Origin of the sequence: Vibrio sp. 10N.261.54.A5 (assembly GCF_041471145.1) — a bacterium.
GTDB classification, from domain to species: Bacteria; Pseudomonadota; Gammaproteobacteria; order Enterobacterales; family Vibrionaceae; genus Vibrio; species Vibrio crassostreae_C.
In genome coordinates this window covers 24,868-51,668 of sequence record NZ_JBFRNU010000025.1, presented here as the reverse complement: position 1 = coordinate 51,668, position 26,801 = coordinate 24,868, and the positions used below count along the sequence as shown (strand labels likewise).

28 protein-coding genes are annotated in these 26,801 nt (G+C 43.3%); 14 read left to right on the top strand and 14 right to left on the bottom strand.

What is annotated here, in order from left to right; translation table 11 throughout:
- Positions 1-62: 62 nt before the first annotated feature.
- On the top strand, positions 63-1,934 hold the full coding sequence (locus tag AB4329_RS08470) for a methyl-accepting chemotaxis protein (protein ID WP_102321342.1): 1,872 nt from the start codon (positions 63-65) through the stop codon (positions 1,932-1,934).
- Positions 1,935-2,062: 128 nt separating this feature from the next.
- Here AB4329_RS08470 and AB4329_RS08465 read toward each other — a convergent pair whose 3' ends face one another.
- Together AB4329_RS08465 and ppiC are read right to left on the bottom strand one after the other, a co-directional pair.
- Complete coding sequence (locus AB4329_RS08465) at positions 2,063-3,469, bottom strand: alpha-amylase family glycosyl hydrolase (protein WP_017062749.1); 1,407 nt, start codon at positions 3,467-3,469, stop codon at positions 2,063-2,065.
- Between the two features lie 283 nt (positions 3,470-3,752).
- A complete protein-coding gene (gene ppiC / locus AB4329_RS08460) occupies positions 3,753-4,034 on the bottom strand; it encodes a peptidylprolyl isomerase PpiC (protein ID WP_258185064.1) in 282 nt (93 codons plus the stop codon).
- A gap of 281 nt (positions 4,035-4,315) precedes the next feature.
- On the opposite strand from ppiC, the gene AB4329_RS08455 reads away from it, so the two are divergent.
- Complete coding sequence (locus tag AB4329_RS08455; RefSeq protein ID WP_017062751.1) at positions 4,316-5,230, top strand: chemotaxis protein; 915 nt, start codon at positions 4,316-4,318, stop codon at positions 5,228-5,230.
- Positions 5,231-5,324: 94 nt separating this feature from the next.
- Here AB4329_RS08455 and AB4329_RS08450 read toward each other — a convergent pair whose 3' ends face one another.
- The 4 genes from AB4329_RS08450 to hutW all read right to left on the bottom strand — a co-directional run bounded on the left by AB4329_RS08450 (position 5,325) and on the right by hutW (position 8,664).
- Positions 5,325-5,885: an ATP:cob(I)alamin adenosyltransferase gene (locus AB4329_RS08450; protein ID WP_017062752.1), complete on the bottom strand. Its 561-nt coding sequence runs from the start codon at positions 5,883-5,885 to the stop codon at positions 5,325-5,327.
- Positions 5,886-5,998: 113 nt separating this feature from the next.
- Positions 5,999-6,529, bottom strand: a complete 531-nt coding sequence (gene hutZ, locus AB4329_RS08445; protein WP_004731858.1) for a heme utilization protein HutZ — start codon at positions 6,527-6,529, stop codon at positions 5,999-6,001.
- A gap of 155 nt (positions 6,530-6,684) precedes the next feature.
- Positions 6,685-7,206, bottom strand: coding sequence for a heme utilization cystosolic carrier protein HutX (gene hutX / locus AB4329_RS08440; RefSeq protein ID WP_016784265.1), 522 nt, complete (start codon positions 7,204-7,206; stop codon positions 6,685-6,687).
- A gap of 48 nt (positions 7,207-7,254) precedes the next feature.
- Entirely contained in the window at positions 7,255-8,664 is a 1,410-nt protein-coding gene (hutW, locus tag AB4329_RS08435; protein WP_372138012.1) for a heme anaerobic degradation radical SAM methyltransferase ChuW/HutW, read from the bottom strand.
- A gap of 161 nt (positions 8,665-8,825) precedes the next feature.
- Between hutW and AB4329_RS08430 the strand changes: the two genes are divergently transcribed.
- The 6 genes from AB4329_RS08430 to AB4329_RS08405 all read left to right on the top strand — a co-directional run bounded on the left by AB4329_RS08430 (position 8,826) and on the right by AB4329_RS08405 (position 13,717).
- A complete protein-coding gene (locus tag AB4329_RS08430; RefSeq protein ID WP_372138010.1) occupies positions 8,826-9,644 on the top strand; it encodes a TonB family protein in 819 nt (272 codons plus the stop codon).
- A 2-nt stretch (positions 9,645-9,646) separates the two neighbouring features.
- On the top strand, positions 9,647-10,348 hold the full coding sequence (locus AB4329_RS08425; RefSeq protein WP_017062755.1) for a MotA/TolQ/ExbB proton channel family protein: 702 nt from the start codon (positions 9,647-9,649) through the stop codon (positions 10,346-10,348).
- Positions 10,345-10,758, top strand: coding sequence for a biopolymer transporter ExbD (locus AB4329_RS08420; protein WP_017062756.1), 414 nt, complete (start codon positions 10,345-10,347; stop codon positions 10,756-10,758). Before AB4329_RS08425 ends, AB4329_RS08420 begins: the two co-directional genes overlap by 4 nt.
- Before the next feature lie 148 nt (positions 10,759-10,906).
- Complete coding sequence (locus AB4329_RS08415; protein ID WP_372138008.1) at positions 10,907-11,794, top strand: hemin ABC transporter substrate-binding protein; 888 nt, start codon at positions 10,907-10,909, stop codon at positions 11,792-11,794.
- 103 nt (positions 11,795-11,897) lie between these two features.
- Entirely contained in the window at positions 11,898-12,935 is a 1,038-nt protein-coding gene (locus AB4329_RS08410) for an iron ABC transporter permease (protein ID WP_017064312.1), read from the top strand.
- Positions 12,935-13,717, top strand: coding sequence for a heme ABC transporter ATP-binding protein (locus AB4329_RS08405; RefSeq protein ID WP_017062759.1), 783 nt, complete (start codon positions 12,935-12,937; stop codon positions 13,715-13,717). The genes AB4329_RS08410 and AB4329_RS08405 overlap by 1 nt, the downstream gene beginning before the upstream one ends.
- Positions 13,718-14,102: 385 nt before the next feature.
- Here AB4329_RS08405 and AB4329_RS08400 read toward each other — a convergent pair whose 3' ends face one another.
- Positions 14,103-14,564, bottom strand: a complete 462-nt coding sequence (locus tag AB4329_RS08400) for a TetR/AcrR family transcriptional regulator (RefSeq protein ID WP_017062760.1) — start codon at positions 14,562-14,564, stop codon at positions 14,103-14,105.
- Between the two features lie 530 nt (positions 14,565-15,094).
- Here AB4329_RS08400 and AB4329_RS08395 point away from each other — a divergent pair.
- Positions 15,095-15,394, top strand: coding sequence for a YfcZ/YiiS family protein (locus AB4329_RS08395; protein WP_017062761.1), 300 nt, complete (start codon positions 15,095-15,097; stop codon positions 15,392-15,394).
- Between the two features lie 36 nt (positions 15,395-15,430).
- Here the strand turns inward: AB4329_RS08395 and AB4329_RS08390 are convergent, their stop codons facing one another.
- Positions 15,431-15,727, bottom strand: coding sequence for a YnjH family protein (locus AB4329_RS08390; protein WP_017067955.1), 297 nt, complete (start codon positions 15,725-15,727; stop codon positions 15,431-15,433).
- Positions 15,728-15,830: 103 nt separating this feature from the next.
- Here AB4329_RS08390 and AB4329_RS08385 point away from each other — a divergent pair, with 103 nt between their 5' ends.
- Entirely contained in the window at positions 15,831-16,430 is a 600-nt protein-coding gene (locus tag AB4329_RS08385) for a hypothetical protein (protein WP_372138006.1), read from the top strand.
- A gap of 221 nt (positions 16,431-16,651) precedes the next feature.
- Here AB4329_RS08385 and AB4329_RS08380 read toward each other — a convergent pair whose 3' ends face one another.
- Positions 16,652-17,758, bottom strand: coding sequence for a 1-acyl-sn-glycerol-3-phosphate acyltransferase (locus tag AB4329_RS08380; protein WP_017064308.1), 1,107 nt, complete (start codon positions 17,756-17,758; stop codon positions 16,652-16,654).
- 175 nt (positions 17,759-17,933) lie between these two features.
- Between AB4329_RS08380 and AB4329_RS08375 the strand changes: the two genes are divergently transcribed.
- Positions 17,934-18,560: a hypothetical protein gene (locus AB4329_RS08375; protein ID WP_017067957.1), complete on the top strand. Its 627-nt coding sequence runs from the start codon at positions 17,934-17,936 to the stop codon at positions 18,558-18,560.
- A 133-nt stretch (positions 18,561-18,693) separates the two neighbouring features.
- Here AB4329_RS08375 and AB4329_RS08370 read toward each other — a convergent pair whose 3' ends face one another.
- Together AB4329_RS08370 and AB4329_RS08365 are read right to left on the bottom strand one after the other, a co-directional pair.
- Positions 18,694-19,179, bottom strand: a complete 486-nt coding sequence (locus AB4329_RS08370; protein ID WP_048609737.1) for a hypothetical protein — start codon at positions 19,177-19,179, stop codon at positions 18,694-18,696.
- Between the two features lie 27 nt (positions 19,180-19,206).
- Positions 19,207-19,728, bottom strand: coding sequence for a nicotinate-nicotinamide nucleotide adenylyltransferase (locus AB4329_RS08365; RefSeq protein ID WP_017067428.1), 522 nt, complete (start codon positions 19,726-19,728; stop codon positions 19,207-19,209).
- A 109-nt stretch (positions 19,729-19,837) separates the two neighbouring features.
- Here AB4329_RS08365 and nadE point away from each other — a divergent pair, with 109 nt between their 5' ends.
- Entirely contained in the window at positions 19,838-20,668 is an 831-nt protein-coding gene (gene nadE, locus AB4329_RS08360; protein WP_102393916.1) for an ammonia-dependent NAD(+) synthetase, read from the top strand.
- A 106-nt stretch (positions 20,669-20,774) separates the two neighbouring features.
- On the opposite strand, the gene AB4329_RS08355 is transcribed toward nadE, so the two are convergent.
- Positions 20,775-22,646: an MOSC N-terminal beta barrel domain-containing protein gene (locus AB4329_RS08355; RefSeq protein WP_372138004.1), complete on the bottom strand. Its 1,872-nt coding sequence runs from the start codon at positions 22,644-22,646 to the stop codon at positions 20,775-20,777.
- 209 nt (positions 22,647-22,855) lie between these two features.
- Positions 22,856-23,620: an EAL domain-containing protein gene (locus tag AB4329_RS08350; protein ID WP_017062770.1), complete on the bottom strand. Its 765-nt coding sequence runs from the start codon at positions 23,618-23,620 to the stop codon at positions 22,856-22,858.
- Between the two features lie 269 nt (positions 23,621-23,889).
- On the opposite strand from AB4329_RS08350, the gene AB4329_RS08345 reads away from it, so the two are divergent.
- Together AB4329_RS08345 and AB4329_RS08340 are read left to right on the top strand one after the other, a co-directional pair.
- The gene (locus tag AB4329_RS08345; RefSeq protein ID WP_102321328.1) at positions 23,890-24,846 is read left to right on the top strand and encodes a helix-turn-helix domain-containing protein; all 957 of its coding nucleotides are present in this window, start codon (positions 23,890-23,892) and stop codon (positions 24,844-24,846) included.
- A 96-nt stretch (positions 24,847-24,942) separates the two neighbouring features.
- Positions 24,943-25,953 carry a helix-turn-helix domain-containing protein gene (locus AB4329_RS08340; RefSeq protein WP_102321327.1) on the top strand — a complete coding sequence of 337 codons (1,011 nt, stop codon included), beginning with the start codon at positions 24,943-24,945 and terminating at the stop codon, positions 25,951-25,953.
- A gap of 255 nt (positions 25,954-26,208) precedes the next feature.
- Here AB4329_RS08340 and AB4329_RS08335 read toward each other — a convergent pair whose 3' ends face one another.
- Complete coding sequence (locus AB4329_RS08335) at positions 26,209-26,472, bottom strand: hypothetical protein (RefSeq protein WP_017062773.1); 264 nt, start codon at positions 26,470-26,472, stop codon at positions 26,209-26,211.
- Between the last annotated feature and the right edge of the window lie 329 nt (positions 26,473-26,801).

The window sequence follows — 26,801 nt, the reverse complement described above, 5'->3', positions numbered from 1 at the left end:
TATAATTACAAAAACACGATTAACTTTAGTCTTCGCAAAGCCTGTGAGAAGGGGAAAACTCAATGAAATTTAGCCATAAGGTGGTTGCTGCATCATCAGCCTTGCTGCTAGTGACAGTATCATTGCTTTCAATACAACAACTTTACACTGTAAGAAGTGCAGTAGAAAACCACGTCAATGCGAGCCTGAAAGAGATGGTCTCGGGCGTGAAAAATACCGTCGTATCGGAGATGAACGCCAAGAAAGCGTTGGCTCAATCGACGACTGAAGTCATCGAGATCAACCCTGAAGATCGCGCTTACGTTAAAGAAATCTTAGAAAAGCCAAAGCTTAAAAACAGCTTCCTAGCGGTTGGTTTTGGTTATGAAGCAAACGGTTTCGTTATTGAAAATGATGATGGTTGGGATGCCGGTCCAGACTACGACCCACGAATTCGTCCTTGGTACATTGATGCTAAATCCAAAAACAGTTTAGTTGTTACCGCTCCTTATGTGGATGCATCAAGTAAGAAAGTCATCATATCAGTAGGTACTCCAGTTAAAGACAACGGCCGCTTTACTGCGGGTATGTTCTACGACCTAGAATTGACGAACCTTGCTACCTTGGTCAACCAAGTGAACTTGTTTGATGCGGGTTACCTGTTCCTAGTAACAGCCGACGGCACCACGATTGCTCACCCAAATGCGAAAAACAACGGTGAAACGCTATCAAGCTACATGCCACAAGCGACTATTCGTGAAGGCTCTCAAGAAATTGAAGTCGACGGCAAAATGTTCCTAGTTAATTTCACCCACATCCCTAGTGAAGATTGGTATATAGGTGCCATCCTGGATGAAGAGATCGCGTTCCAAACCGTTGAAGAATTGAAGAACAGCTCAATGATCTACTCGTTGATTGCAGTTATTCTCAGCATCATTGCACTGACTGTTCTGATTCGTGTGTTAATGCGTCCACTGGATGCGCTTAACCAAGCCATTCAAGATGTGGCGAGCGGTCAAGGTGATTTAACTAAGCGCCTAGATACCAACACAGACCAAGAGTTCTCTGACCTAGCGAAAGGTTTCAACACCTTTACTGAAAACCTGCAAAATCAGATCATTCAATCGAAAGCGATTGGTGTTGAAATTAAGCGTGGTACTGAAATCACGGTTAAAGGTGCAGGCGAATCAGCGAAAGCGATGAATACCCAACTGGAAGAGCTTGAACAGTTAGCGACTGCAATGAACGAGATGGCGGTTACTGCAACTGAAGTTGCAAACAATGCTCAAGGCGCAGCAGCGGCAGCCCGTGAAGCAGACGAAGCAACGCTAGGCGGCACATCTGTCGTAAGTGACACCACTCAAGCGATTGATAACCTTTCAGCACGTATCGACCAAGCGGTTGCCGAAGTACAAGTACTTGAATCAGCAACAGCCAACATCGAAACAATTCTAAAAGTAATCAACGATATTGCAGACCAAACCAACCTACTGGCATTGAATGCGGCTATTGAAGCGGCGCGTGCTGGTGAATCAGGCCGTGGTTTCGCAGTCGTTGCCGATGAAGTTCGTACTCTGGCACAACGTACTCAAGAATCAACTACGGAAATCCGCAACATGATCGAGCAGCTCCAAGCGGGTGCAAGCTCAGTATCGAACGCGATGAACCAAAGTAAAGACACAGCCACTGACGCCGTTGAACGCGCTCAGCAAGCGAACTCTTCACTTGACCGTATCCGTGACGCGATTCAACGCATCTCAGATATGAACATCCAGATTGCTTCAGCGGCAGAAGAGCAGAGCTTAGTAGCGGAAGAGATCAATAACAACACTGTTAAGATCAAAGACCTTTCAACACAAGTATCAACAGCGGCCCAAGAAGCGAATACCGCAATGCAGCAGCAAACTGACAATGTTCGCCAACAAGACGAGCTATTGAATAAGTTTACGGTTTAACCAAGGTTTGGCTCAGTTGCCGTTTGGCTGAGTCGCCATTTGGTTTAGTTACCGAGCAATAGCTTAAAATAAAAAGCCCCGATTACTGATTGCCAGTAAGCGGGGCTTCTCTTTCTAGTCTATCCAAGTTAACTCGTGACAGGCTTCAATTCATTCGTCGTTAACATCATGCATTGGTTCGATTCCACCTTGATGGTTAAATCCTTACCAACACATTCAAACACATCATCCGACAGTAAATCGGTTACCGCACCAGTCCAATTTAATGAGGCTGTTTTGCTTCGCTTCGACTTGTTGATCACCACAATGCCTTTATCGCCACGGACAAACACCAACAAATCATCATTCGCTTCAACCACACGCATCGCTTCGCCATGAACATGGTTATGGAATTGAATCATGCTTTTCATGTAAGGCGCTTGCCAGTCGTTAAGCCAACGAGGCTGACCGCTCTTGTCCAGAATACCGCTGGTGCTCAGTTCACTGTAAACAAGCGGCACACCGCCGTCTCGACCAAGAATGAAAGCATGAGCCAATCGCTCATCCACTTCATCCATCACATGCTCCAAAAACACCTCGTTATTGGGAATATCATGAGTGACCGCAAACGTGATCGCTCGCATATTCGACAGAGCCTGACCAAAACAGTATGGGTTAATCAAAGACTTAAAGCTGCCCTGCTCTTCAAATGCTTTGAAGATGGTGTTGAACAACGGGAAATCGTAAGCGCCTAAGCGAGTGTGTTTAAGATAAGGCTCAAGGAACAGCTCATACTCTTCTTCTGTCGCGCCGCCATCGGTAATGATCTCACCGAAGATGTGCATTTCTTCGCAGATGTCATCCGTCCACACCTTGCGTAGGTGTGCCAGTGTCATATGCTTTGCCGCATCAATGCGAAATCCTTTCACACCAATCTCTTTCAGTGCTTTTAGGTAGGCTCTTTGTTGTGCCACCACATTATCGTTATCGAGTAGCGTTGGCAGGCCAGGATCGCTGGCGCCACCGGTAATACGCCCGTTTTGCACTTCCCACGTGTCTTTCCAGTTCTTGATACCAAACGCTTCCACGAAGTCGTTCTCATCAAAAAGAGGCTCAGAAAGGTCACCAAACAAACGTATGGATTCATAATAGTCAGCATCTTTTTGATAAGACGCCATGTCTTGCTGATTGGGATACGTTAGATCACCGCGGATACCCGATTCGTTGGCCATGTGGTTAAACACCACATCCACATAAGTACGAAGCCCATGTCGCTTTAACGTGTCGACCATCGCTTTAAAATCTTGTGTGTCACCCAACTGATTATCGATCACACGATAGTCTTGGGGCTGATAGCGTTGCCACCATTGAGTACCAGAATTTCGATCGCAACCTTTAGGGCCGCGCAGCGATTTCATCGCCGGTGATACTAAAACAGATTTATAACCCAACTCTTGGATCAGTGGGGCGTTCTTCATTACGTCAGCGTAGCACCAGTCAAAGGCATGCAATATGACATCTGTCGCTGGTTTGCTTAACATAGCTGAACTCTCCATGTTGTTCTCCTACCAAACTCGTTTACAGCTTTTTAGAAAAGGCAAAGGCTAAAAGGCAAAGCTGCAATAAATTTCCTCAAGAATGGCATTTATTATATGAGTTACTCATTAAAAACCCTCCTCCTCCTACCAATTACTCACGGTGGATGGTTGAGGGCGTAGCACCAATTATCGCATAACGTCTGGGATGAACACTCAACCGTAGTGCTTTAAAACGCTCACAAAAGTCACAAAAAAGGAGCGTATATACGCTCCTTTTATTCAATCTAACACATATTTATAACTAAGTTCTGTAAAGAACCTTCACGACGTGCCAGCCAAATTTTGTTTTCACAAGGTGTGGTACAAGCGTCTCGCCAGAGAAACAAACCTTATCAAACTGAGGCACCATTTGACCTTTTTTGAACTCACCTAGGTCGCCGCCCTTTTTACCAGATGGACAGGTTGAATGTTTCTTCGCTAGCGTTTGAAATTTAGCGCCCTTTTTAAGCTGCGTCATGATGTCTTCTGCTAGTTCTTTATGCTTCACCAAAATATGAAGCGCTGCTGCTGTTCTTGCCATGATAATTCTCAGTTTGTTGCTGCCAGTTTACTTACGACGATTACTTAGAACATCGCGAATGAACTGACTGTTGTAAATCTGTTTGCCGCTAACGGCTTATCGACATAAATTCATCGACAGCCAGCGTTTAGCGTGATTTTAACCCAAGAACCGCTATTCTTCACTCTATAACCGAAAACAACTGCCTTAAAGGCCATTAAAAACCGCATCGCGACTTGCTGCGGCTTCCATTTCCCTTTAAATTAATCCTTATAAATTAAGCGCGTATTAAGTAGGAGCCACTTATGGCCAAACCGATCAGTAAAGCGAGTCAGTCACAGGGAATGTTGATGTTCAAGTTGTCCCTCACTCAAAGTTTTGCGATTGGCACGCTTAAGGTCAGAGAAATCGTCCCTTTTCAGCCGATGACTCAGATCCCCTACTCCCATCATCACGTGATTGGTACAGTGACTATCCGCGACCTTACAGTTCCTGTGATTGATATGTCCGCTGCGATTGGCTTCCGTCCGATAACACCCGCTGAATACCAAGATTGTGTACTCATCGTTACTGACTGTTTGAGAACAGTTGTGGCGTTCTTGGTTCGTTCAATTGATAAAATCATTGAATGCGACTGGAAGAGCATTGAATCTCCACCCACCAGTGTGGGTCGCAATGTGTTTGTAACGGGTATTACACGTTTTGAAGACCGTATTGTGCAAATGCTCGATGTGGAACTGCTGCTTTCTAAGATCTACCCAGCTTATGAGAATGCTCATATCCCGATGCTGACCGATGTAGAAAGGGAACGCCTCAAAGCATTGAACATCTTATTAGTGGATGACTCTTTGATTGCACGTAAACAGTTATCTGATGCCTTAGACAGCATCAACATCCCTTACAGCATATGTAACAACGGCTTAGATGCCATCGACCTAATGCGACGCCAAGCCAGCGCTGGCAATGCCATTGATCTTCTGGTGAGTGATATCGAGATGCCGGGATTAGATGGTTATGAGCTTGCATTTGAAGTGCAAAACGACAGCGCTTTAAGTCACGCTTACTGTATTTTGCATACCTCACTGTCCAGTGAGATCTGTGTCGACCGTGCTAATCAGGTGGGGGCGCATGAAGCGCTTGAGAAGTTCAACGCGGGTGAATTAATCGAAGCTATGCTACGCGGCGCAAAAGTCTTAAACGGCGCCTCTACGGCTGCTTAGGCTCTGTTATAGAAGCTAAACCTGGCATAGTGCTCAATGGTTTAGCTTCTTAGTCTCTTCTTTCTTCAAATCTTAATAAGAATAGAGCTAACCGTTAGTCTTTGTTTTCTGGCATAGACTTTTTCGGCATAGAGTAGCTCTTACTCACAAATTCCACTTCCTCGACTTCATTCACATGATTGGTAAAAGAGGCCAATGCATAGAGAGTGTTCGCGACTAGGTTGGCGTATTTAAAAAGAATCGGGTCTGGCGACTTTTTGCTTTCATGATGTTCAATACTCACCAAAGCTCGCACAACTTTCTTAGCCTGACAACGACACAAGTGAAGTTCACTAGACACTCGGTGTCCACCGGGTAAGACAAAGCCTTTAACCCCCCCTTCTAACTGCTCACGGATACGATGATAATCTTGCTTGAGCTCGACCAATTCAGACTCGGTGATGGCAAGCTTACCGCGCACAGAGCCATTCAAATGGTAGATGTTTGGCTGCAAGCGTTGCAGGATCTCACGAACCTGAGGCTCTAGCTCTAAAGACAACACCAATCCAACTCGGCAACAAAGTTCATCCGACAAAATCTCAAAATCACAGATAGGACTGTCTTCATAGATAAACGGATAACAAAACTCGTCCCAATCTCGACTTACTGGTTTCACGTACCGATCCTTACACATAAATAGTCATCAAACGTCAATATACCAAACTCTTTGATTTAGACATAAAAAAGCCCTCACATTGGAGGGCTCCTGAAGAAATCGGTTAAACGAGATTACTCGTTAGATACTTTTTTGTGGCCTTCTTGTAGGTGAACGAAGTCCACCAGATCGTCGCCTGACACTTGGTATGCTTGACCAAAGCCTTTAACGAACAGGCCGTTCTCAGCTTTAAGGTTAAACAGAGAGAAGTCTTGAAGTTGGCTCAAACCATCAATGATTTCACCAAAACGCTCTTGCATCTGGCCAATCACTTGAGTCCAAAGTTCCGTTTCACGCTCCACAACACTTGCTTGAGCATCAAACGTTAAACGCTTACGTGCGTAAAGCTGCTTCGAGCTCTCTTCGTCTTCAATCATCATCAAAGATACCTGAGGGTTCGCTTTCAAGTTACGAGCATGACGAGCAATATCAGAAATTAGAACAAAGTAACCTTCTTGGTTCTGAACGAAAGGTGCGTAACTTACGTTCGGGCGACCTTCTTCATCAACCGTTGCAAGTTGAAGGGTACGGCGCTCTTGGCGAAACTCTTTAATTTCTGGACCTAGGCGACCTTGTAGACGTTCTTGTTTTACTTGCTGTTCCATGGGTAATTCCTTTCTTCACTTTCTCTGATTTATTATTTTTGCCCAAGGTTGAGCGATCATTAGCGAACTAAACGATCCTCGAGCATTGATGTCTTGTTTAAGCCAGTTGGCAACCCTATGTAAGATTGCTGCTGATTATTTACTGTAAATTGAACTTAAGCTTGTTCTTTTAGCGCTTTGAAGCGTTCTACTTGGTCGGCAATAAGCTCACGCTTTTCGTTGCGGCCTAGGTAAATCTTAAAAATGTTCTCACCGGTTTCACTGAAGAAGCCGAAGTAATGACTTTCACGACCCATGAACGCCTTGCTCACCAAACCGATATGTTTAACGTTATCAAGTTTAAGGTGACCATGAAGCTCGCCCTCTTTGCCCATTAGGTTGTAGTAACCACGCGCTACCTTACCTTTCGGGAATGGCGCTTTAACTTCAAAGATAGAACCAAATGAATGCACGATAGTGGTCACAGGGCCCCAACCCACTAAACCTTCTAGAATCTCTTGAGCACGGCTGCCATCTAGCATTACCGCCATGTCGTTTGGAAAAGCAGCAACCACTTCAACCTCTGAAACACCTAGCTTCTCAGCAATTGCTGTTGGCAGTAGTTTTGGCTCTTCTTCTAAAATTAGAGCTACGCGTTGTTCTAGAGTTTCTGTCATTTCTAATGTTGTATCTGTCATTGAATATGTTCCGTATAAACGAGTAAGTTATAAACTAAAAATTCGATATTAAGCGTGCTTCAAACTTGCATGCGGGTGTACGCCCGAACCTGACGCTTTAGGCGCTGGGTGCATAGCTTGGTATTCAGCGTTAAGCACTTGAATCACACTCTGCGCTAGGCTTACCGCCCAAAAGCTGCCAGCAATAGTCAGGCTCAGATAATCTTCCGAAAGCTCAACTAAACCGTTCTTTTCCCAATGCGCGAACAAAGGCTTGAGGTAGTCGAACGTATCTTGCCCCATAAATCTCGGTAGCGTACTTCTTCTAACAACACCAGAATCGAAACCTGCCTTTAATGTTGAGAAGATAGGCTCTAATGAGCTTTGCTTAGTCATCATGGCAATAGGTAATTGACCTTGCTTTATAGACTCCATGTAGCTGTCTAAAGTTCGATGCTGCATCACACCATGACCGCCGATGTTGCCACCAGCGCCACAACCAATGGGTAGAACTTCGGCATAATTTTTCGCTAAGCTGTTGTAAATGCTGCGTTCGCGGTTATCACGAGTCCAGTGGTTTACGCTCAGTTGCTTGACCTTATTTTTTGCCATGAACTCCACACCCGCCAAATACATGCTCGCCTTATCTGGCGTATTCGCAGGCGGTGGGATTTTTCCTTTCTCAACAAGATTAAGCATAGGTGCATTGCCCGCAACAATCAGTTGGTAGAGGTCAATGCCGTGTGCGCCAGTAGACATGTAGTCTTCTAAATCTTGTTGGAACACTTCCATAGATTGGTGTGGTAATCCGTATAACAGATCAAGAACGATTGGCGCTTGCTCGGTGCGGCTTAGTGAACTGATACGTTCTAGCACAACCTCTCGGTCATCTAGGCGCTTAGCACTACGTCGAACCTGAGTATTGAAACTTTGAATACCGAACGAGAAACGATTGAAGCCACCTTCAAGCGCACGATCAAACATCTCGTCACCAAATCGATTGATGCGCCCTTCCAATGTCATCTCAACATCGTTTACTAGTGGGAAATATTGACGAATCGCTTTACCCAGCTGCTCAACTTGTTGAGACGACAAATCGGTGGGAGTTCCGCCACCAATATAGACGGCGTGAAATAGTCCAGACTGAGCCCAAGGTGTTTTGGCTTTCTGCTTTAGCTCGACCATCAGTGCATCGAAATACTCATCCACTAATTTACGGCTTGCGGCATTTTGGAAGAAATTGCAGAACGTACAACGCACACGACAGAAAGGAATGTGGATATACAAGCAACGCGTATCCTGTTTTTTCCCTTCACTCAGCATCAGTTCGTCAAAGAGTTCTAACTTCTTACTGGGGTCGACCGGAATTGAACTTCCTCCGGCGTGTGCAGAATGCTTTTTCGCAAACGCAAAACGAAGCGGATCAGGGCTAGAAACGCCCAAGATTGATTCGTCAAATTTATAAATATTAAGACTCATATAATCTCTCTAAACACTTACATAGCAAAGTCTGGAAGACTATTCGCTAAAAACTGAGAGAATCATAAATACACGCAAATGATAATGCAATTGATAATTGATCTTATTTAGATTCTAAGCAATAATCCGATACAGAATTTTGATTTGGTAAAGGATTGATTGTGAACGTTCCTAGATATGTTATTGCAGGCGGTGCATCGTTAGTGATTCATGCCGCGTTGTTGTTTGTCGCTCAAGAATCCAAAGTATTTGCGATGCCTGCAGGTAGCCAATCGAACACGGTATCGATCAACTTCACTCCTAAGAGCGTTCCTTCACAAGCTCAGCAAAAAACAATCACAGAGCCAGTTGAACCAGAACCAATAAAAGAAACCGTCTCACAAGCCGAACCTAAACCAGTCGAACCAAAAACGGTTGAGCCAAAGCAAGCTAAGCCAACCCCAAAGAAAAAAGCGATCACCAATAAACCTCAACCAAAGAAAGTTGAGAAAAAAGTGATTGAGAAGAAGGTTGTCGAGAAAAAGCCGGTTCAAAAGAAACCAGTAACTGAGAAAAAGGTGGTGAAGAAAGAGCGCCCAGAACCAGTACCGCAACCAGTCACTAAACCAGAGAAGCTGGCCGACAAGAAAGTCGATAAGAATATGGACGAGTCTGCGAACCAACCTCAGGAAGTAAACCAAGGCGTATCAAACCAAGAGCCAGTTTTGGTCACTAAACCTTCGTTCTCTGCGCGTCCTACCCCACCGAATTACCCTCGCCAAGCAAGACGTCGTGGCGTTGAAGGTGTCGCGACTTATGAGATCTGGCTAGACGCTGAAGGTAAACAAATTAAACAAGCATTAGTAAATTCATCAGGCGCACTAATGCTCGATAACGCCGCATTAGATGCCATTAAACAATGGAAATTCTCACCTCACACTGTCAATGGTCGAGCGATTGCTCACCGAGTACAAATACCTGTTCGTTTTAGGTTGGATTAATCATGCAACAAATCAGTTACTTACAAGATCAACTTGGCTTAATGACTTGGCCTCTTCTTATCTGTTCAGCATTAACAGCAATGATCATCGCTGAACGTGTCTTCCAAGTCATGCTCAGCATTGGTGTGGGCAAACGTGCCATTCGTCGCGAGCTAAACCAAATCTCACCAACCAACAGTAAAGAAATTGAAGCGCTTGCTCAGTCGATTTCAGGTAAACGCCCGCTACTGTACAAGGGCGTGTCAATGTTGCTTGCTCACCACTCTTTCTCAAAAGGGTTACGTGAAGATGCCGCTGGGATCTGGCTACAAGAAAAACGCCACCAACTTCATGCAGGTTTAAGGCTGCTTGGTTTGATCGGCGTGATCAGCCCACTCATCGGCTTGCTTGGTACGGTACTTGGTCTTATTGAGATGTTTAAAGGCGTTGCCGCGACAACAGGCAGCATCACGCCTAATGATTTGGCAGACGGTCTTGGATTAGCAATGAGAACCACAGCAGCAGGTTTGATGATTGCGCTTCCTGCTATTTCTGGTGCTCAACTACTAGGGTTATGGGCCGATCGAGTGCTAGCTCAGCTAGAACATACTCTGAACTATGTGAATGTGTGGCTAGAAGGCATGTCGATTCAAACCAATCAGTCTGATGATACTCAGGGCAAGCCTGTCAACAAAACCTCTATCGGTGATGTGAGCCAAGCATGATTAAAACGCCCCACTCATCTCACACACAGAGCCTAGCGCCAGACTTAACACCGCTGCTCGACATCATTTTTATCGTGATGGTTTTTCTATTGCTTACGGCATCAGTAAAGCTGGAGTCACTGGAAGTTGAGCTGCCAAGCTCGGATGTCAAAAACGTTTCTGAAGTCCACAAGGATTCGATTAGCGTCAATATTTTAGACCGCGAACCCTACTGGGCAATTAACGGCCAAGAATACATCGACTGGGAAAACTTCAAGATTGCCCTGTTAGAAGAGACTGGCTCAACGGATAAAAAGCCGATCATCATTGGCGCAGATAAAGCCGCTAACGTGGAGAACCTAGTGAAGTTGCTTTCATTCCTTCAAGAAAACGGAATACCAGCGACTCAATTGCTCACGGACGATGGCTAGAGCGACACTCAATTTTCACGAGGTTTGGCTTCTGGTTGATAAAACTAAACAAGCAGACTAAGCCTCTCTATCGATTCGAACTCACAATGCGAACGGACTGCTCACTGAGTATCTTCGCGATACAAAAAGAAAATATAAAGAACTTATTATGAACAACTTAAACGTGCTCAATAAATTAAAGACCAAGACACCTCTTCTTTCATTAGCTGCAATCAGCCTGGCACTTAGCGCACCCGCAATGGCCAACGACGCTGAACAACCTCGAATCATCAGTGCTGGTAGTGCCGTTACTGAATTGGTTTTGGCATTAGGTGCCGAAGAGCAGTTAGTCGCGATTGATGTGACCAGCCACTTCCCTCAAGGAGAAAACCTGCCAAAGATTGGTTATCACCGAAACCTGTCTGCTGAAGGTCTACTCGCCCTAGAGCCAACCACATTGATTGGCTCGGATGAAATGGGACCAGACAACGCTATCTCTCAATTAAAATCGGCAGGCGTCGATGTAGAGATTGTTAACACTGAAGCAAACGTGGAAGGGCTATTAAAGCGTATCGACCAAATCGCAAAGATCACCCATACCGAAGACCACTCGCAGCAAGTTAAAGCTGAAGTAAATCAGAAGATTGCAGCACTGAAAGCGAACCAGGTACCAAGTAACGAAGCGAAGAAAGTACTTTTCCTGTTGCTGCACGAAGGTCGCCCTGCGAACGTTGCTGGCGGTGAAACTTCGCCAAACGCAATCATCGAGTTAGCTGGCGGTATCAACCCTGCAGCTCAAAGCCTAACGTCTTACAAGCCACTGTCGATGGAATCACTGGTAGAAATGCAGCCAGATGTGATTTTAGTCAGTGGTCGTAGCTACCAAAAAATGGGCGGTGCTGATGCCATCCTGAAATCGCTACCTATGTTAGCGGCAACGCCTGCAGGTATGAACAAGCAAATCATTACCGTAAATGGCAGTGCTTTGGTTGGCGGGCTTGGCCTAGAAAGCCTCTCTGAAGCAAAGCGTCTAAACGCACTTATCTACCCGCTATAACTCAACCACCCTATTTCTGCTATCGCTAATTCGCTTCCCTCACCAACTGACTCACGCTGTTGTTGAAGGAGGTCGAAGTTAGCGATAGATATTGAGGCCCTTTATGTTGTTACGCTCCGTCCCACTGAAAACGTCGATGTTAGCTCTAGGTGCAACCCTAGCTTTTGTCGCGCTGTACTCGATCACTGTTGGGCCAATGAACATTAGCTTAGCGGACAGCGCCACAAGCTTAATTAAACCAAACAATGACTTAGCACCTCACATCAACTTAGTGATTCAAGAGATCCGCTTACCTAGAACCATCTTGTGCATGCTGATTGGTGCGATCCTCGCCTTGTGTGGTGCAGTGATGCAGGGTTTGTTTCGAAACCCACTTGCAGAACCTGGCATCATAGGTGTGTCTGCGGGCGCAGCATTAGGTGCTGCACTGGCTATCGTTTTGTTCTCTGAGCTATCGCTTCAATACCCTGCTTTCATGAACTTTGCTGCGGTTCCTGTGTTCGCTTTTCTTGGCGGCGCTTTAACCACGCTGCTGGTGTATAAGCTGGGTACAGGTAAATTCGGCACCTCTGTCACCATCATGTTGTTGGCGGGTGTGGCGATCAGTGCGCTCTCTGGCGCAGGTATTGGCTTCTTGAATTTCATTGCTGATGACCAAATGCTGCGCGATCTTTCATTGTGGTCGATGGGTTCATTGGCGGGCGCTAAGTGGTCAGGAATTTTGCTGGCAGCTGTCACGCTCGTTGGCTTGTTTGTTGTTTTCTACCGCCAAGCGATGTCTCTAAATGCTCTATTACTGGGCGAGTCAGAAGCGCAACACCTTGGTATCCCAGTTCAAAAGCTGAAACGAAAGCTGATTCTACTGACGGCTGCGGGCGTTGGTATCACAGTTAGCCTGTCTGGCATGATTGGTTTTATTGGATTGGTTATCCCACATTTAGGTCGCATGTTGGCAGGCCCTGACCACCGAGTTCTGTTGCCACTATCAGCGGTACTAGGCGCACTGCTGCTAACCGCCGCAGACATGTTCTCACGTGTGGTACTTGCTCCGGCTGAACTTCCTGTTGGTATTGTCACTGCGATTATCGGCGCCCCATTCTTCTTATATCTACTATTTCAACAGAAAGGGAGAATCCTTTAATGTTTCCTTCAGCTTTAAAAGCGACCGATATCGAAGTGAAGTTCGGCAGTAAAGTGATATTAGATGGCGTTTCTATTGAGATTGAAGCGGGAAAGGTAACCACACTGCTTGGGCCAAATGGCGCAGGTAAAAGCACGCTGCTTAAAGCTTTGTGCCAAGAGATATCAAGCAACGGCGATATCCAGTATTTTGGACACAGTAAAGACAAGTGGCCTTCTCAAAAGTTAGCGAAGCACCTTGCTATGCTTCCTCAACACAGCACATTGACCTTCCCATTCTTGGCACATGAAGTTGTCGAGCTTGGTGGGATTCCTCTGCAAGAATCCAACAAGAAGCTGACCAGCATTGCTAGCCAAAAAATGGATGTTGCTGATGTGACTCACCTGAGTGAAAGACTTTATCCTTCGCTATCAGGCGGTGAAAAGCAGCGAGTGCACTTGGCTCGAGTGTTAACTCAGCTTCACCACTCTGGTGACCAATGTATTTTGATGCTTGATGAACCAACCTCTGCACTGGATCTTGCCCACCAGCACAACACCTTAAAGATTGCGAGAGAATTAGCCGATAACCACAATGCCGCGGTTATCGTGGTTTTGCATGATCTCAACTTAGCCGCGCAGTATTCCGATCGATTGGTGGTATTGAAAGATGGCAATTTGGTGTGTGATGGCAAGCCTTGGGATGCACTGAAACCTTCGATGATAGAAGATGTGTATGGTTACAAAAGTATCGTAGAAAAACACCCAACCATGAGCTTCCCTCAGGTTCACCCCGCACAATAAGTCCGATTAAGGAGCGACTCGTTTTGAGTATTCGTTCTTGATAACAATGACGTAATCCTAAGCCTCGATTTGTTCGGGGCTTTTTATTGGCTCACAGCCACTCTCTCGGCTTAAACTCAATTTTATTAATAACCACAGCAGCAAGCACCAAAACGACTCACCTTGAGCATTTGAGGCTCTAGAAATGAACACTACCCGTTAGGGTTACTTAGCTTTTAACACTGAAGAGTAAAACAAGCCGCGAGCGTAAGCATATAAAAAGAAAGGAAATAACATCATTCAACAAGACTGCGACATCGATGTGGGATTGAGAGAAAAACGTACAAGAAGTGAAACTGCAAGCACAAAAAAAGCCCCCGTAGGAGCTTCTTTTATTGAGTGCTGATTATTGGCTCATACGAATCAATGATTTACCAATCAGCCACTCTAGTTCTTTACCGCTAGTATCGCCAAACTGAGTTTCAGTCAGCTTGTATAGACGATCAATACCGTTTGCAGCGAACTCATGCGCGCTCTCAGCAGTAACGATATGATGGAAAAGTAAACGTAAGATTGCTAGGAACTCAGCGTCTTCAAGTGCTGCAACCCAGCTAGCTGAAAATGCGTCAAGGCCATTTTCGAAGTCAATGTGTTCCACGAACATCTTGAAAATACGACCGTCTAGAGCAGCAGTAAAATCCGTTTTCTTTGGAAAGTGATGACTTATACCTGTACGAGAAACACCCGTTTGTTGACTCAACGTCGTGTATGACATCTTGTCGTAACCCAATCTTAGTAGCTGGTCTACAACGGCATCCATGATTTTCTGGATCGTGATTTCTGTATCTTCTTTACTACGCTTTGGCATATTCAGGCTCTTCTCTTTGTAAATCCATCTAACTCAATCAAATGAAGTCAGAATGAAAATCGTTATCAGCATTATGTGAGCAAGGTATTTTTTCGCAAGTATTTATAACTAAATTCACACAAATACTATGTACGAACAATTTTACAGTGATGCCTCTTTGGACACTTTGTCTAATTATTCTTCGAAAATCACCTTACAATCCTAAGTCGATAAGTTTAAATAACTACTTAGAATATGAAATACCCAACGAAAAATTCATTGTATAAATACCTATCAAGCGATAGATAGTCTTATAAAATCATTTCTGGCGCAACTAAGTGAATGATATTCTGACATATTAATAACATTCCTTTTCAACAAAACGTGAGGTAAATCACATACATATTTGGCGGCGCGAATATAGATATTCATCAAACACCTTAACAAACAACATAGCATACCAGTATAAATTAGTTCAAAGGTTTTAATTTTTGTAGATACAGTTCAAATTGCTCGTTAGAATAACCTCAAACTTTGTAAGAGGATTATTTATGAGCCAAGATATTGGTAACAACGATGTATGTGAGGCTTGCGGCTGTGCAGGCGAAATCGGGTTCATCATTAAAGAAGGCGACGATGTTGCTGAAGTAACGGTTTACGGAAACTCAAAAGCACTGATTGAAGCAGAGTTTGCTAAGTATGTTGAACTTGCTAAACAAGTGTCTAGCAACGTTGAGTTCGAAGCATCAGAGATGACTGAAGAAAGCACAGAGTTGCACGCTCGCTTTAAATTTGAAGTTAGCGCTGAGAAGATTATTTTTGAACTTAAGACTCGCTCTCTAGCGCGTTAATATAAGCATTTATATGCTTATTAAAAGACGAGTGAATTACTCGTCTTTTTTTAATTGAACCCAAGCCAGTGACCCATTTTGCTCAAAATCGTTTTCTGCAGCGCACTGAATCACTACGCCCCCCACCTCTAACACTGCCCCAATGCTATAAGCCTTGTCATCGTAATAACAAACTCGTTGCTGTTGACCGCCTTGTGTCACCACCACCGCAGCTTTACCGGGCGTTGAAATTACTTTGTTGGCACTCGCAGACATTGAGCCAAACACTGAAGCGGCTATCAGAAAGACCTTAATAATTCGTATATTTACTCTAATCATTAATTTACCTATCATCTTTGCTCCATTCCTCGTTAATCTACCGCCAAATGGGTAAAACACTATGCGAGATTAATTTTTCCATTATAGTGTAAGCGTCTATCGTAATAAGAAGCCTGTTATGCTCAGAATAATTGCACTTATTATTGGTTCCTTAACCATAACAAATGTCAGTGCTGAACCACTCGATCACTATCAAATATTGAACCATCTCGATAATTACGGAAACTTATATCTACGAAATAAGCCTTATACATCACTTCCAACTGGCTTGGTGGTAGATGGTAATCTCAATATAGAGAATACTGCGATCACACGCCTACCCAAAGGGTTAGAAGTGAACGGCAGCCTTAAAGGCTCTAACAGCCAACTCGCTCGAGTCCTGAGCGGGGTTAAGATAAAAGGTTACGTCAACTTGATTGGTAGCCAAATCACCAGCTGGCCAAGAGGTGTAAGAGTGGGCGGCTTTATCAACCTCACCGACACTCCACTGGAAAGGCTACCGAATGGCTTTAGAGTAAAAGGCGATCTGAGCGTGATCCGCACTCCTTTAACCGAGTTACCCAACGGGATCGTGATTGACGGCGACCTTTATATAGGCGGTTCTGGGATTACAACATTCCCCGAGACCATGACAGTCAAAGGCAACATCTATCTGGGCGGTAACACTGTAACCACATGGCCAACCAATCTAGAGCTCGGTGGCGCAGTCGCTCGCTAATTCAGGCTAATGCTCTAATGCTCTAATGCTCTAATGCTCTAATGCTCTAATGCTCTAATGCTCTAATACGTTAATGCTCTAATGCTCTAATGCTCTAATGCTCTAATACGTTAATGCTCGATCGCAGCAACAAATGGTGATTCAGAAACAAAAAAGGAGCCCAAGGCTCCTTTTTCAATTCAATCAAGTTGCTAATCAACTAGCAAGCTAACTAACGCTCGTTAACCAATGTTCTTCACTGGGTTGGCGTAGCTATCGATCAAGTACTGACGCGCACCTTGTGGCAGGCTCGACAGTTTAGCTTCAAACTCTTGTTTAACGGCCGCTGTAATCGACTCATCTTCTTTTTCTGCTGCCAGCAAGTTTACTGGGAACAGTTTGTAGTTATCGTGGATCTGACGATCGATCTCTTCAGCAAGCGCTTCAGGCGTATCAAAATCTTGGTCGATAACCTGACCGAAACCAACGTGAACGCGTCCTTTATCACCGATGATGCCTTGAATGATACTTTCGATATCTTCAAACTCACCCTTTTCGTAACTGCCGTTTACGTCTTTTTCGAAAAGCTCTATCGCTTTAGCCGTGTCACATGGGTCGTTCTCGTAAGAAATAGCCACAGGAACAATCTTCAATGACTTCACGTATTCAGGGAAAGCAATTTTTTGCTTACGTCCTTCAACGTGGAACATTTTCAAAATTGCTGGCTCAGTAAAATCGTTACCGTCTTTCGCACGACCTTCCTTTTGAGCGATCCAGATTGAGTTGCCCGTTTCTAGAGAGTGCTTAATGTAAGAAGACAACTGCCCTAGCGCTTTCATCATCTCACGCGGTCCTTTCAAAGAACGCTTTACGATGAAGCTCTTATTTAAACGCATCAATTCAGTCGCACATGGCTTTTTCAACAGGTTGTCTCCGATAGCGATACGACAAGTCTGATGATTATTTTGATGCAGAGCGTAATTTACCAACGCAGGATCCATAGCAATGTCACGATGGTTTGATACAAACAGATAAGCTTGGTTCGCATCCAGTGACTCGATACCAGTGTACGTCACACCGCTAGTGGTTTTCGCTAACGTGTCGCGTAAGTACTTTTTCACTTCAATCTGAATGGATTCAACGCTAGTCAGCTTGCTCCATTTCATTTTTAAGTACACACGCAAAATCGGGCTCATTAATGCTTTGAACCAAGACGCATGGTTTGAAAAACGGTAGTGCAAGATTGCACTGATAAATTCTTCATCATTAATAAGACGGTTTAGTGCCGCTGGAATTTCATCATCGCCGTAAGGACGAATATCAACATATGGATCGGTTGGAGAGGTCATTTTTTAATTCATATAATAAAAAGCTGGCTCATTCTACGCGTTGTTTTGACTTCTCGCAGCTACAGAGCCCATACTTTTGACAAGGTCAGACCAGAAACATTGAAAATCCCCTGTTATTGTTGGCATTCTTTAAGATTAACGGTAATCTTGACGCCCCAAAATTAAGGTACTATCTATGAACTTCGCTATTGAATATACATCGGCTTACTTTTCACACTTGGTGATCACACCACGCAAGAAAGTACTTAAACATAGCCTTGTATCGGTTCAAAGTGGCTTGGTTTTGATTAAGTTAGGCAAACAAGAGTATGCCGTTGAACCAGGACAAAGCGTCTGGATTCCACACGACTGCCTAACGTCACTGACCTACTTTCCAAACACTCAGGTTAACCGTGTCGATTTTTCTGTTCGTTTGACGGATTCATTCCCAAGACAAGCGGGTTACATCACGCAAACGAACCTCTCTTCGGCACTACTAGAAAAGCTAGAACAAACCAAAGCTCGCGCTTCTAATGCCAATAATACGGAACAAGCGTTTAAAGATATGCTTTCTGTATTGAAGCAAGAAGTGTTGTCGTTTAAACCCCTGCTTTGCGAAAGTGCTCTTTCTCAGCGATTCAATCAATGGAACATTGATGACTCAAACTTGCCACAAGAGCACACTCTGGTGATGGTGATGCGAGAAGCGAAGAAGCGCATGCAGTCAGGTCAAAAACGTTCACTTGTGATTGATGATCTGTTCTCAGGTAAAGAAGAAGAGTTCGAGCAACTGTGTATGCTTGTTTTTGGTGAAGATTTATAGCTTGGCGGAAAGTGAGTGCTGGTATTAAAACTCGCAAGCCAGATACTAAAAAGCCGCAAAAACTGAGTTTTTGCGGCTTTTTTAATTTTTACTATTTAGACGTAGATAGCAATCTATCTGTGCATCTGCCTGTCTAAAATGGCAACTCAACCTGCATCATTAGGTCGGCGTCACGTGAGTCGTGCCAACGATAATCAAAGCGCATACGCGGCTGCCCTTCGACTTTCTCGCCAAAACCGATACTAAGTTGAAGACCATGATTCATCAACCACTCTTCAGTCGACATATCATACTGCTCGTCTTCAAGGTCTTCTGGAAACCACATACCCAAGCCAACATAATTTGACTCAATGCTTTGTGTCAGCAATGGCGAGTCTTTACTTTGAAGAACCCAATCAGACCAATAGTCCGGTGTGCTTTCAGGTTCATCATCGCTCAGCCCGCTGATTTCCATCATACGTTGGCCAAAAGACTCGATGCTGGTCGAGAAATCTAGACAGTTGTCATCTTCATCAGAAGTCAGCATGATCGAATCTAGGCTAAAAAAATCACACTCAGCATACGCAGGCATACTGCATGCTGCCATGATCAACGTCGCTGGTATCGCGCTCTTTAGCATAGTCCTCTGACCTCTTGATTAGTGAACTTACATTATCTGATACAGTCCACTATCTTGCAACATCTTTGTAACTGACTTTGTACTCAGTTTTGCCACATCGCTTCCACTTATCAGTGCATTACGTATGTCTGTACTGCGAATTTTCACTTTTTCAGGGCAAGCCATTACAGACCACTGCTCGGTAATCTCATCTGATTTATAGAAAGATGAGAACTTAAAGAAGTTATCTGGGCCAATAACAAACGTCAGTTCAGCGTCACGATGTAACTTTTGAAGTTCACTGAGCACGGCATAAGTCGTGACGCTTTCACCTGGGGTAAATAGGCTCTTTTCGATCAAAGAAAGCTCCACTTGATCCAGTGAAAGATCGCTAATAAATGCGTTAACTAACTGACATCTCGTATCAAAGTCTAGCATCTCTTTTCCCCAAGCATGGGCAATACTTGGAACGAGTAGAATTTTGTCAAAGTGAGCCAACGAATCAATCACACTTTTGTGCCCTAAGCTCGGCGGATTAAACGCACTACCGAAAATGGCTATTTTTTCCATTATTAATTACTGCCTTCTCTTTCTAAGCTTGTGCAAAGAGGTTTTTAAATCGGATGATTTAGGTATGATAACACTAGATTTTTAATTTGCTTGCAGGAAAGGAATACGAATGGAACAGTTAATTCGTGACGAAATGCGCGTACTACCTTCAATTGACCCTCACTTCGAAGTGACTCGTCGTGTGGACTTTATTAAAACGAAACTTCAGCAGTCAGGCTGCAAGTCTCTGATCCTTGGTATCAGTGGCGGTGTGGATTCGACAACTTGTGGCCGTTTAGCACAAATGGCCGTTGATAGCCTAAATGAAAACGCTGGTAGCAACGACTACCAATTCATCGCGGTTCGCCTGCCTTACGGTGAACAAAAAGATGAAGACGAAGCGCAACTTGCGCTGTCTTTCATTCAGCCTTCTCAATCTGTTTCTGTAAACATTAAAGCGGGTGTTGATGGGCTTCACGCTGCATCTCACATTGCTCTAGAGGGCACAGGCCTACTACCAACAGATTCAGCAAAAATCGACTTTGTGAAAGGCAATGTGAAAGCTCGAGCTCGCATGATCGCACAATACGAAATTGCAGGTTACGTTGGCGGTCTTGTCATCGGTACTGACCACTCAGCTGAAAATATCACTGGCTTCTACACCAAGCACGGTGACGGCGCATGTGATTTAGCGCCTTTGTTTGGCCTGAACAAGCGTCAAGTTCGTGAACTTGCAGCAACGCTAGGTGCGCCAGAGCTATTGGTTAAGAAAGTGCCTACTGCCGACCTAGAAGAGCTTGATCCACAGAAAGCCGACGAAGCAGCATTGAACCTTTCTTACGACCAAATCGATGATTTCCTTGAAGGTAAAGAAGTCCCTCAAGACGTGTCAGACCGCTTAGTAGGCATCTACAAAGCAACACAGCACAAGCGTCAACCGATCCCAACGATCTACGATTAATTGTTTGAATTAATCTTAGAATCAAAAAGGCCGGAAGTTCATTTCAGTGAACTTCCGGCCTTTTCTATTCAATGTGCTTTTCTTTCTGGCCTTCCGACCTACCGAGTTAGTCTACAACTTCGATATCAGTTTGAGGCACACTGCAACACGCCAGTATTTGCCCCATGTTGCGTTCATGATCTTGCAACGCCGGTACATCAGGTTGATGAACTTGCCCAGACTCAAGGGTCACTTTACAAGCACCACAGAAACCCGCGCGACAGCTTGATGCGATAGACACACCTGCCGACTCAGCTTGCTCTAGTAGTGTTGATTGGTTGTTGCCTTCGAACAGGTAGCCGTTAACGCTCAACTGCAGTTGCTTCACCGCTTCTTCCGTTGATTGAGCAACACCAAACGCTTCTTGATGATAATGCTGAGGATTCAGCCCCATTTGAATCAGCAATTTCTTGGCATTATCCATAAAGCCGTCAGGGCCACACACGAATGCTTGGCGCTTATGAAGGTCCTCAATTTTGGCGACATGAGACACACTCAAACGACCTGACAAACCATCCCACTCTTTCGTTGGTTGGCTTAGTGAATAAATCACACTTAGACCAGCATGTTCGCGAGCGATCTTATCAATCTCAGCTTGATAAGGGATATCTTCTTCACTGCTGCATTGGTGATAGAACACCACATCATCAATCTGACCATGGTCGGCTAAGTAACGAAGCATCGACAACATAGGGGTGATGCCGCTTCCCGCTGATAACAGCAGTAATGGATGTGTTGGGTTATCTTCTAAGTAGAATGCGCCATCTGGATTCTGAGCAACTAGCGTGTCACCGACTTGGAAGTGATCATTGAGCCAGTTTGAGATTTGACCATCGTCCACTCGCTTCACGGAAATCGCCAAACGACCTGCGCGTGAAGGGCTAGAAGATAACGTGTAACGACGAGACACTTTCTCGCCATTAATCACCATTTCAATCGGTAGATGCTGCCCCGGCTGATAGCTTGGTAATAAATTGTTCTCTTTCGCTGGCTCTAGCCAAAAGGTTGTGAAGTCGCGAGCGATCTCTTCACGCTCGACGCAAGTTAAGTGCAGTGACTCGACCCAAGAGTCTTCGTAATGTTCTTTCTCTTTGGTTTCAAGTACCTCAACAACGTCACCCGCTTTCACCAGACCTTCATTTTTCGCCACAAGGTTCTGACCAAAGAAAACGCCACCACGTTCATTGGCTCTGAACGTAGAAAAGGTATTGAGTGGCTCTTTTGTTGCTCTGAATTCGCCGCTCTCAACATCGACTGTCGTTAGGATACAGCGCTCACAAGGCTTCACCGCTTCGAATTCAACCTCACCAATTCGAATGCGCTTCCAACCATCTTCAGCAAACGCTTCAGTGTTTGAGACGACAAAATTGGTGCGGAACTGATCCATTGAATGGGTTTCAGGGCTGCGGCGATTGAGTTCATCAAGAGAGGCTTGGCTGATCACTAACATTGGGTAACCGTCAGCAAAACTCACATTGTGACCGAGCTTTTCACGAACACGATTCGATTGCTCGCCAGAAAACAGTAGCTCAACGCGCACGCCCAACACATCACTGAACCAATCATCGGCTTCATCACATGTCGTGTATGCCGTGAAGCTGTCTTTCCACACCGTTGCTGGCGCTTCTTGCATCTTGAAGCTCGCATACTTTAAGCGCAGCGGTTCTTTAGCTTCATAAGTGAAGATCAAACCATCTGGTTGCAAGCTAGAAGATACCTTGACCATTTTAGGGTACTTACGTGCCGTCACCATTGAGCCGTCAGCCAAGGCCAACATAAAACGTCTGTCGAAGGTAAGGCCCTGTTTTTCGACCCAAGCAGAAGAGAGTGCAATCCCACCTACTGATTTAACCGGAAACACATTAATTTGAGATAAGGAGGGCTGTTGACCTGAAAGCTCTTGCTCCAAAGCCTTTTGATCCAAAGGTGACTGCGACATAACGATTCCAATGTTTTGTTGTTTGTCCCAATGCTAACAAATGGTTATAAATAGATAAACTGGCAGGCATTAAACACTTGATACTAAGTAGGCATGATTAAACTAATAGAATGGCATTATGTTCCGGCAAACCTAAAACTCTTGAAACTAACGATGATGCTTTACACACTAAAAGTAACCCGAATTTATTCACGCTATTTTTAAGTAGATCAGCAATATGCTGCACCTTGTTTCGACAATTGACTCAATGAGCCAGGTTTGCCTAAGTGATAGCCCTGAAAATAATCTATGCCCTGCGATTGTGCAAAACGTAAATCTTCATGGTTTTCTATACCTTCAGATAACAATTCAATCTGATACTTCCGAGCTAAAAATCTAAGACGCTCCCAAAAGGTCGAATTATCACTCCGGTTTCTCATTAACGACCGATCTATTTTCACTATGTTCGGTTTAACAACCCTAATCAGTGCTTCACCAGTGTTATAACCACTGCCATAGTCATCTATCGCGATTTTAATTCCAAGACCACGACATACTCCAAACTGGGACATCATCCTTTTCTCGTCAATGCCAACCGGGTATTGTTCATTCTCAGTAAGCTCAATCCATAAGGTTATACCCAACTTATTACATGCTTGCCAAATTGGGGAAATATCACGTAGAAAAGTGAAACTTAAAACGTGATCAGGGGAGATATTAATAGTCAGAAAATCAATCATTTTCTTCTGAGACAATAATTCCTCGGACACTCTTAACAAGAATATTTGAGTAAACCATGCAATCTTCTTAGAGTCTAACAGACAGCGAATTGACGATTCAACATCGTGCCCTTTTTCCCAACGTAACAAAACCTCAGCACCGACAGTTCCATTGCCATTAGTTATCGGTTGAAAAACAGGATAAAACAATCCCTGATTAACATCGTCAATAAGTGCTTCGGCTTGTAAATTTTCAGACAACATATTCGTATTCATAAACAAACCTCTTTTTGTGATTAATCCATACTACAGATCAATAACTAGCAAGGATTAGCATGAACAAATCATATGTAGCTTTACATGCCTACTTCTTAACCGTGAAGACAAACTGCATAAGTAGTTAAACGAACTCCTGTACAAATACACAATGCCGTTTCAAAACGGTAATCTCGAGTCTGTTACATTTAGATAGGTTATTAAAAACGCCATTAACTATCATAGATGACTATACTTCAATTAGATCAAATTACGCTTAGGGATAATGTATGTTTGGTGACTATTTAAAGGAATTGAGAGTCTCACTAGGTCTTACTCAGAGTGAGCTTGCTGTTAAGTTAAACCTTGCAAATGAAGAGTTTCGCTCTGTAGACGTGGTAACTCTCAGTCGTTGGGAACGAGGAAAAACCAAACCAACACTTGCAAAATGCCTAAGAATCTTGCGTTGTTTACAGGTTGACCTGAGTGACTTTTATGAATTAATACCTAATCCAAACGAAACAAAGCTACTAGACGAGGTTGAACAACTTCGTTTTAATAACAGGGTAACGAAGCTTTCATCATTAAGTTATGAAGAGCCACAAGAGCCACAATCAACTTTAATTACTGAGATGCCACTTCTTTTGAAAGATGATGACAAGATACTATCTAGCCTTAAAATCTTTTACGAAACAGCCATCCATACACCGAAGGGTTTTTTCGACATTAATCTATATGACTACCAACAAAACAAACGAGCTATTTTAAAAAGATTTATAACAGAAAGCGGGCAGTTGGTAGGTCACTCAATTAGTTTTATATTCGAAAGTGACTATTTTGACAAAGTTACTCATTCAAAAATCATTGATATCGACCTGACAAAATCTGTCAGTTATAAAAATTCGACTAAGTTATCGGTTTGTAATTATAATCGTTACTCTTCTAATTTCCAGATATTTCGATGTATGTTAGTTTCTCAATTTATAAACCTAATTCACTATTCAAATGTTCAACGTTATTATTTCTTTAGTGCATGGCCTGAAATCGGACAAATTTTAGAGCAACTTGGATTTAAGAAAATAGCATTTGATATTGAGTCAGAAAAAGGAGGTTTTAAATTAGGCAACCGCTCATTCGAACATTGCTTATACGAAATTGATACAGCGACACTTCTTTCTCAACCCGAAATAATAACCCTCATAAAAACAACCCAGTGGGATAACCAATACTCAATCAAAAATCATTAGGCATAGCCAAACAGACTTTAAATTAAGATGCCTACCATCTTAAGTTTCTACACATAATAATACTTCGCCTTATGCAAAAGATTGGAGAAAACTACTGTGTTTGGCGAATACTTAAAAAAATATCGAATCGCGAATGAACTAACACAAAGTCAAGCAGCTACAAAGCTCAACTTACTCGGAGGAGATCTATCGAACATTGATACCGTTACACTTAGTCGATGGGAAAGAGGAACAACTAAACCAACTCTTAGCCGTAGTATTCGTGTTTTGCGAGAATTTACCAACGATCTTGAGCCTTATCTATCTAAAGTTAGTCATTTACAACATCAAGACCCTAGTTCTAAAAATAGAGTTGATCAATTCAATACTCTGATGGAAGAGAAATACCGTAGTTTAAATAACTTGATCGCCAGAGCAAATTATCAGTCAACATCGATGATCGAACACAATCCTGTTTGTGAATATCCGATTGGAAATTCTAATGATAGTGAGATTGTAAATTCTGTACTTGTTTTTCATGAGAAAACCTCTGATGAGAATATTAAGCATGGACTCTATAAAATCGATTTTTTAAAATATTGCAATGAAAAACGTTTCATTGCCTATAAATATGTCGACAGCGTCACAGGGGAGCTATTAGGACATAACATAGGCACTATATTCACGACTGAAGGTATGATCTCCGAAATTGAAACACTTTCTCAAAAGTCGATTGATGAAATAGATTTAAGAAAAACCGTTCCTTATAATAAAAGACGAAAATTAGCTTATTTTGCGGTGAGCCATCATTCGCTGTACGAGCGACCTTTTCGTCTACAATTAAATAGAGAATTCAGGTTTCTAGCAAAACACGCTAACATTACCGACTACTACACAACAGTTGCTATAAAGAGCTCAGCAGAAGTACTCGAAAAAATGGGATTTTCTGTTGTTTCGTACGAGAAAAAATCAACCAACGGTGCAATCAAAATTGGTAAACACTATTATTCTAAAGCTTTAATGCACATAAAAACAAGCCAGCTATTTACTCAACCCGAGTTCTTGAACTTGCTTACAGGCTGTCAAACCTGTTCAAACCCATGCTCAATTAGCTCTCAGTGTTGCTAAGCGGTCTCTTTCCGCGCACATTAACAGGAGTACCAATCCATCGAAAGATAGTTCTGATGGATGAACTCCTGCTTGCTTCAATCTTTCAAAACACAGCTCTACAGTTTTGACATTCGTATTCGATATTATTGAACCAATATACCTCATTATTTTCCCACTTAAATTATCAGTACAATCTATATACTATGTAATTAAGCGATTGAGTATTAAAGCATATGGTAAAAAGTTAGAATCTAATATGCTATGTTCGCTTGACTACATGTCAACCTCACGAACAATTACATCATCTACTTCATTGTTTAGTAATGTTACATAACTGCTCTGAGTCATGCCTCTTACAGCTTTCGTGTTTTGCATGCCATCCACATTCGTTAGACTTTTGTCAGAATAAATTGCTCGTATATCTCCATCGACTCGGCCTGAAAACGTGACATCATCAGCACTAATAGAAGCAATCGCTGAGGTTGCAAAAAATAAAAACGAACATAAAACGACCTTAATATTGACAAACGACTTCATAAACACCTCAAATGTAATTGGTTACATATGAGAGTTTAGCTTATTCGCAGGAAAAAAGAAGTCTAATGCCTACCAGACACTCTTGCATCCGTGATGTTAGATTTGTAAACATTAATTTGTTCAGAAAAGTCCATTCATAACGATCATGATATAGCATGGATACGGCCACATCAATTCACCAGACTTATGCATATTATGCACTGGTTAGCGATTTGATGGCAGTTAAACCTTAGGGAGAGACCGAAGAGTAAAACGCTAATACATATCTTGCAAGTCTTCATAGTAGTTTAATGGTTTTACATTAAGAGAATTAAATTTTATCTAACTTC

Coding starts and splice junctions, on each gene's coding strand:
- AB4329_RS08470 (WP_102321342.1), top strand. CDS start 63: ATGAAATTTAGCCATAAGGTGGTTGCTGCATCATCAGCCTTGCTGCTA.
- AB4329_RS08465 (WP_017062749.1), bottom strand. CDS start 3,469: ATGGAGAGTTCAGCTATGTTAAGCAAACCAGCGACAGATGTCATATTG.
- AB4329_RS08455 (WP_017062751.1), top strand. CDS start 4,316: ATGGCCAAACCGATCAGTAAAGCGAGTCAGTCACAGGGAATGTTGATG.
- hutZ (WP_004731858.1), bottom strand. CDS start 6,529: ATGGAACAGCAAGTAAAACAAGAACGTCTACAAGGTCGCCTAGGTCCA.
- hutX (WP_016784265.1), bottom strand. CDS start 7,206: ATGACAGATACAACATTAGAAATGACAGAAACTCTAGAACAACGCGTA.
- hutW (WP_372138012.1), bottom strand. CDS start 8,664: ATGAGTCTTAATATTTATAAATTTGACGAATCAATCTTGGGCGTTTCT.
- AB4329_RS08425 (WP_017062755.1), top strand. CDS start 9,647: ATGCAACAAATCAGTTACTTACAAGATCAACTTGGCTTAATGACTTGG.
- AB4329_RS08420 (WP_017062756.1), top strand. CDS start 10,345: ATGATTAAAACGCCCCACTCATCTCACACACAGAGCCTAGCGCCAGAC.
- AB4329_RS08415 (WP_372138008.1), top strand. CDS start 10,907: ATGAACAACTTAAACGTGCTCAATAAATTAAAGACCAAGACACCTCTT.
- AB4329_RS08410 (WP_017064312.1), top strand. CDS start 11,898: ATGTTGTTACGCTCCGTCCCACTGAAAACGTCGATGTTAGCTCTAGGT.
- AB4329_RS08405 (WP_017062759.1), top strand. CDS start 12,935: ATGTTTCCTTCAGCTTTAAAAGCGACCGATATCGAAGTGAAGTTCGGC.
- AB4329_RS08400 (WP_017062760.1), bottom strand. CDS start 14,564: ATGCCAAAGCGTAGTAAAGAAGATACAGAAATCACGATCCAGAAAATC.
- AB4329_RS08395 (WP_017062761.1), top strand. CDS start 15,095: ATGAGCCAAGATATTGGTAACAACGATGTATGTGAGGCTTGCGGCTGT.
- AB4329_RS08390 (WP_017067955.1), bottom strand. CDS start 15,727: ATGATAGGTAAATTAATGATTAGAGTAAATATACGAATTATTAAGGTC.
- AB4329_RS08385 (WP_372138006.1), top strand. CDS start 15,831: ATGCTCAGAATAATTGCACTTATTATTGGTTCCTTAACCATAACAAAT.
- AB4329_RS08380 (WP_017064308.1), bottom strand. CDS start 17,758: ATGACCTCTCCAACCGATCCATATGTTGATATTCGTCCTTACGGCGAT.
- AB4329_RS08375 (WP_017067957.1), top strand. CDS start 17,934: ATGAACTTCGCTATTGAATATACATCGGCTTACTTTTCACACTTGGTG.
- AB4329_RS08370 (WP_048609737.1), bottom strand. CDS start 19,179: ATGCTAAAGAGCGCGATACCAGCGACGTTGATCATGGCAGCATGCAGT.
- AB4329_RS08365 (WP_017067428.1), bottom strand. CDS start 19,728: ATGGAAAAAATAGCCATTTTCGGTAGTGCGTTTAATCCGCCGAGCTTA.
- nadE (WP_102393916.1), top strand. CDS start 19,838: ATGGAACAGTTAATTCGTGACGAAATGCGCGTACTACCTTCAATTGAC.
- AB4329_RS08355 (WP_372138004.1), bottom strand. CDS start 22,646: ATGTCGCAGTCACCTTTGGATCAAAAGGCTTTGGAGCAAGAGCTTTCA.
- AB4329_RS08350 (WP_017062770.1), bottom strand. CDS start 23,620: ATGAATACGAATATGTTGTCTGAAAATTTACAAGCCGAAGCACTTATT.
- AB4329_RS08345 (WP_102321328.1), top strand. CDS start 23,890: ATGTTTGGTGACTATTTAAAGGAATTGAGAGTCTCACTAGGTCTTACT.
- AB4329_RS08335 (WP_017062773.1), bottom strand. CDS start 26,472: ATGAAGTCGTTTGTCAATATTAAGGTCGTTTTATGTTCGTTTTTATTT.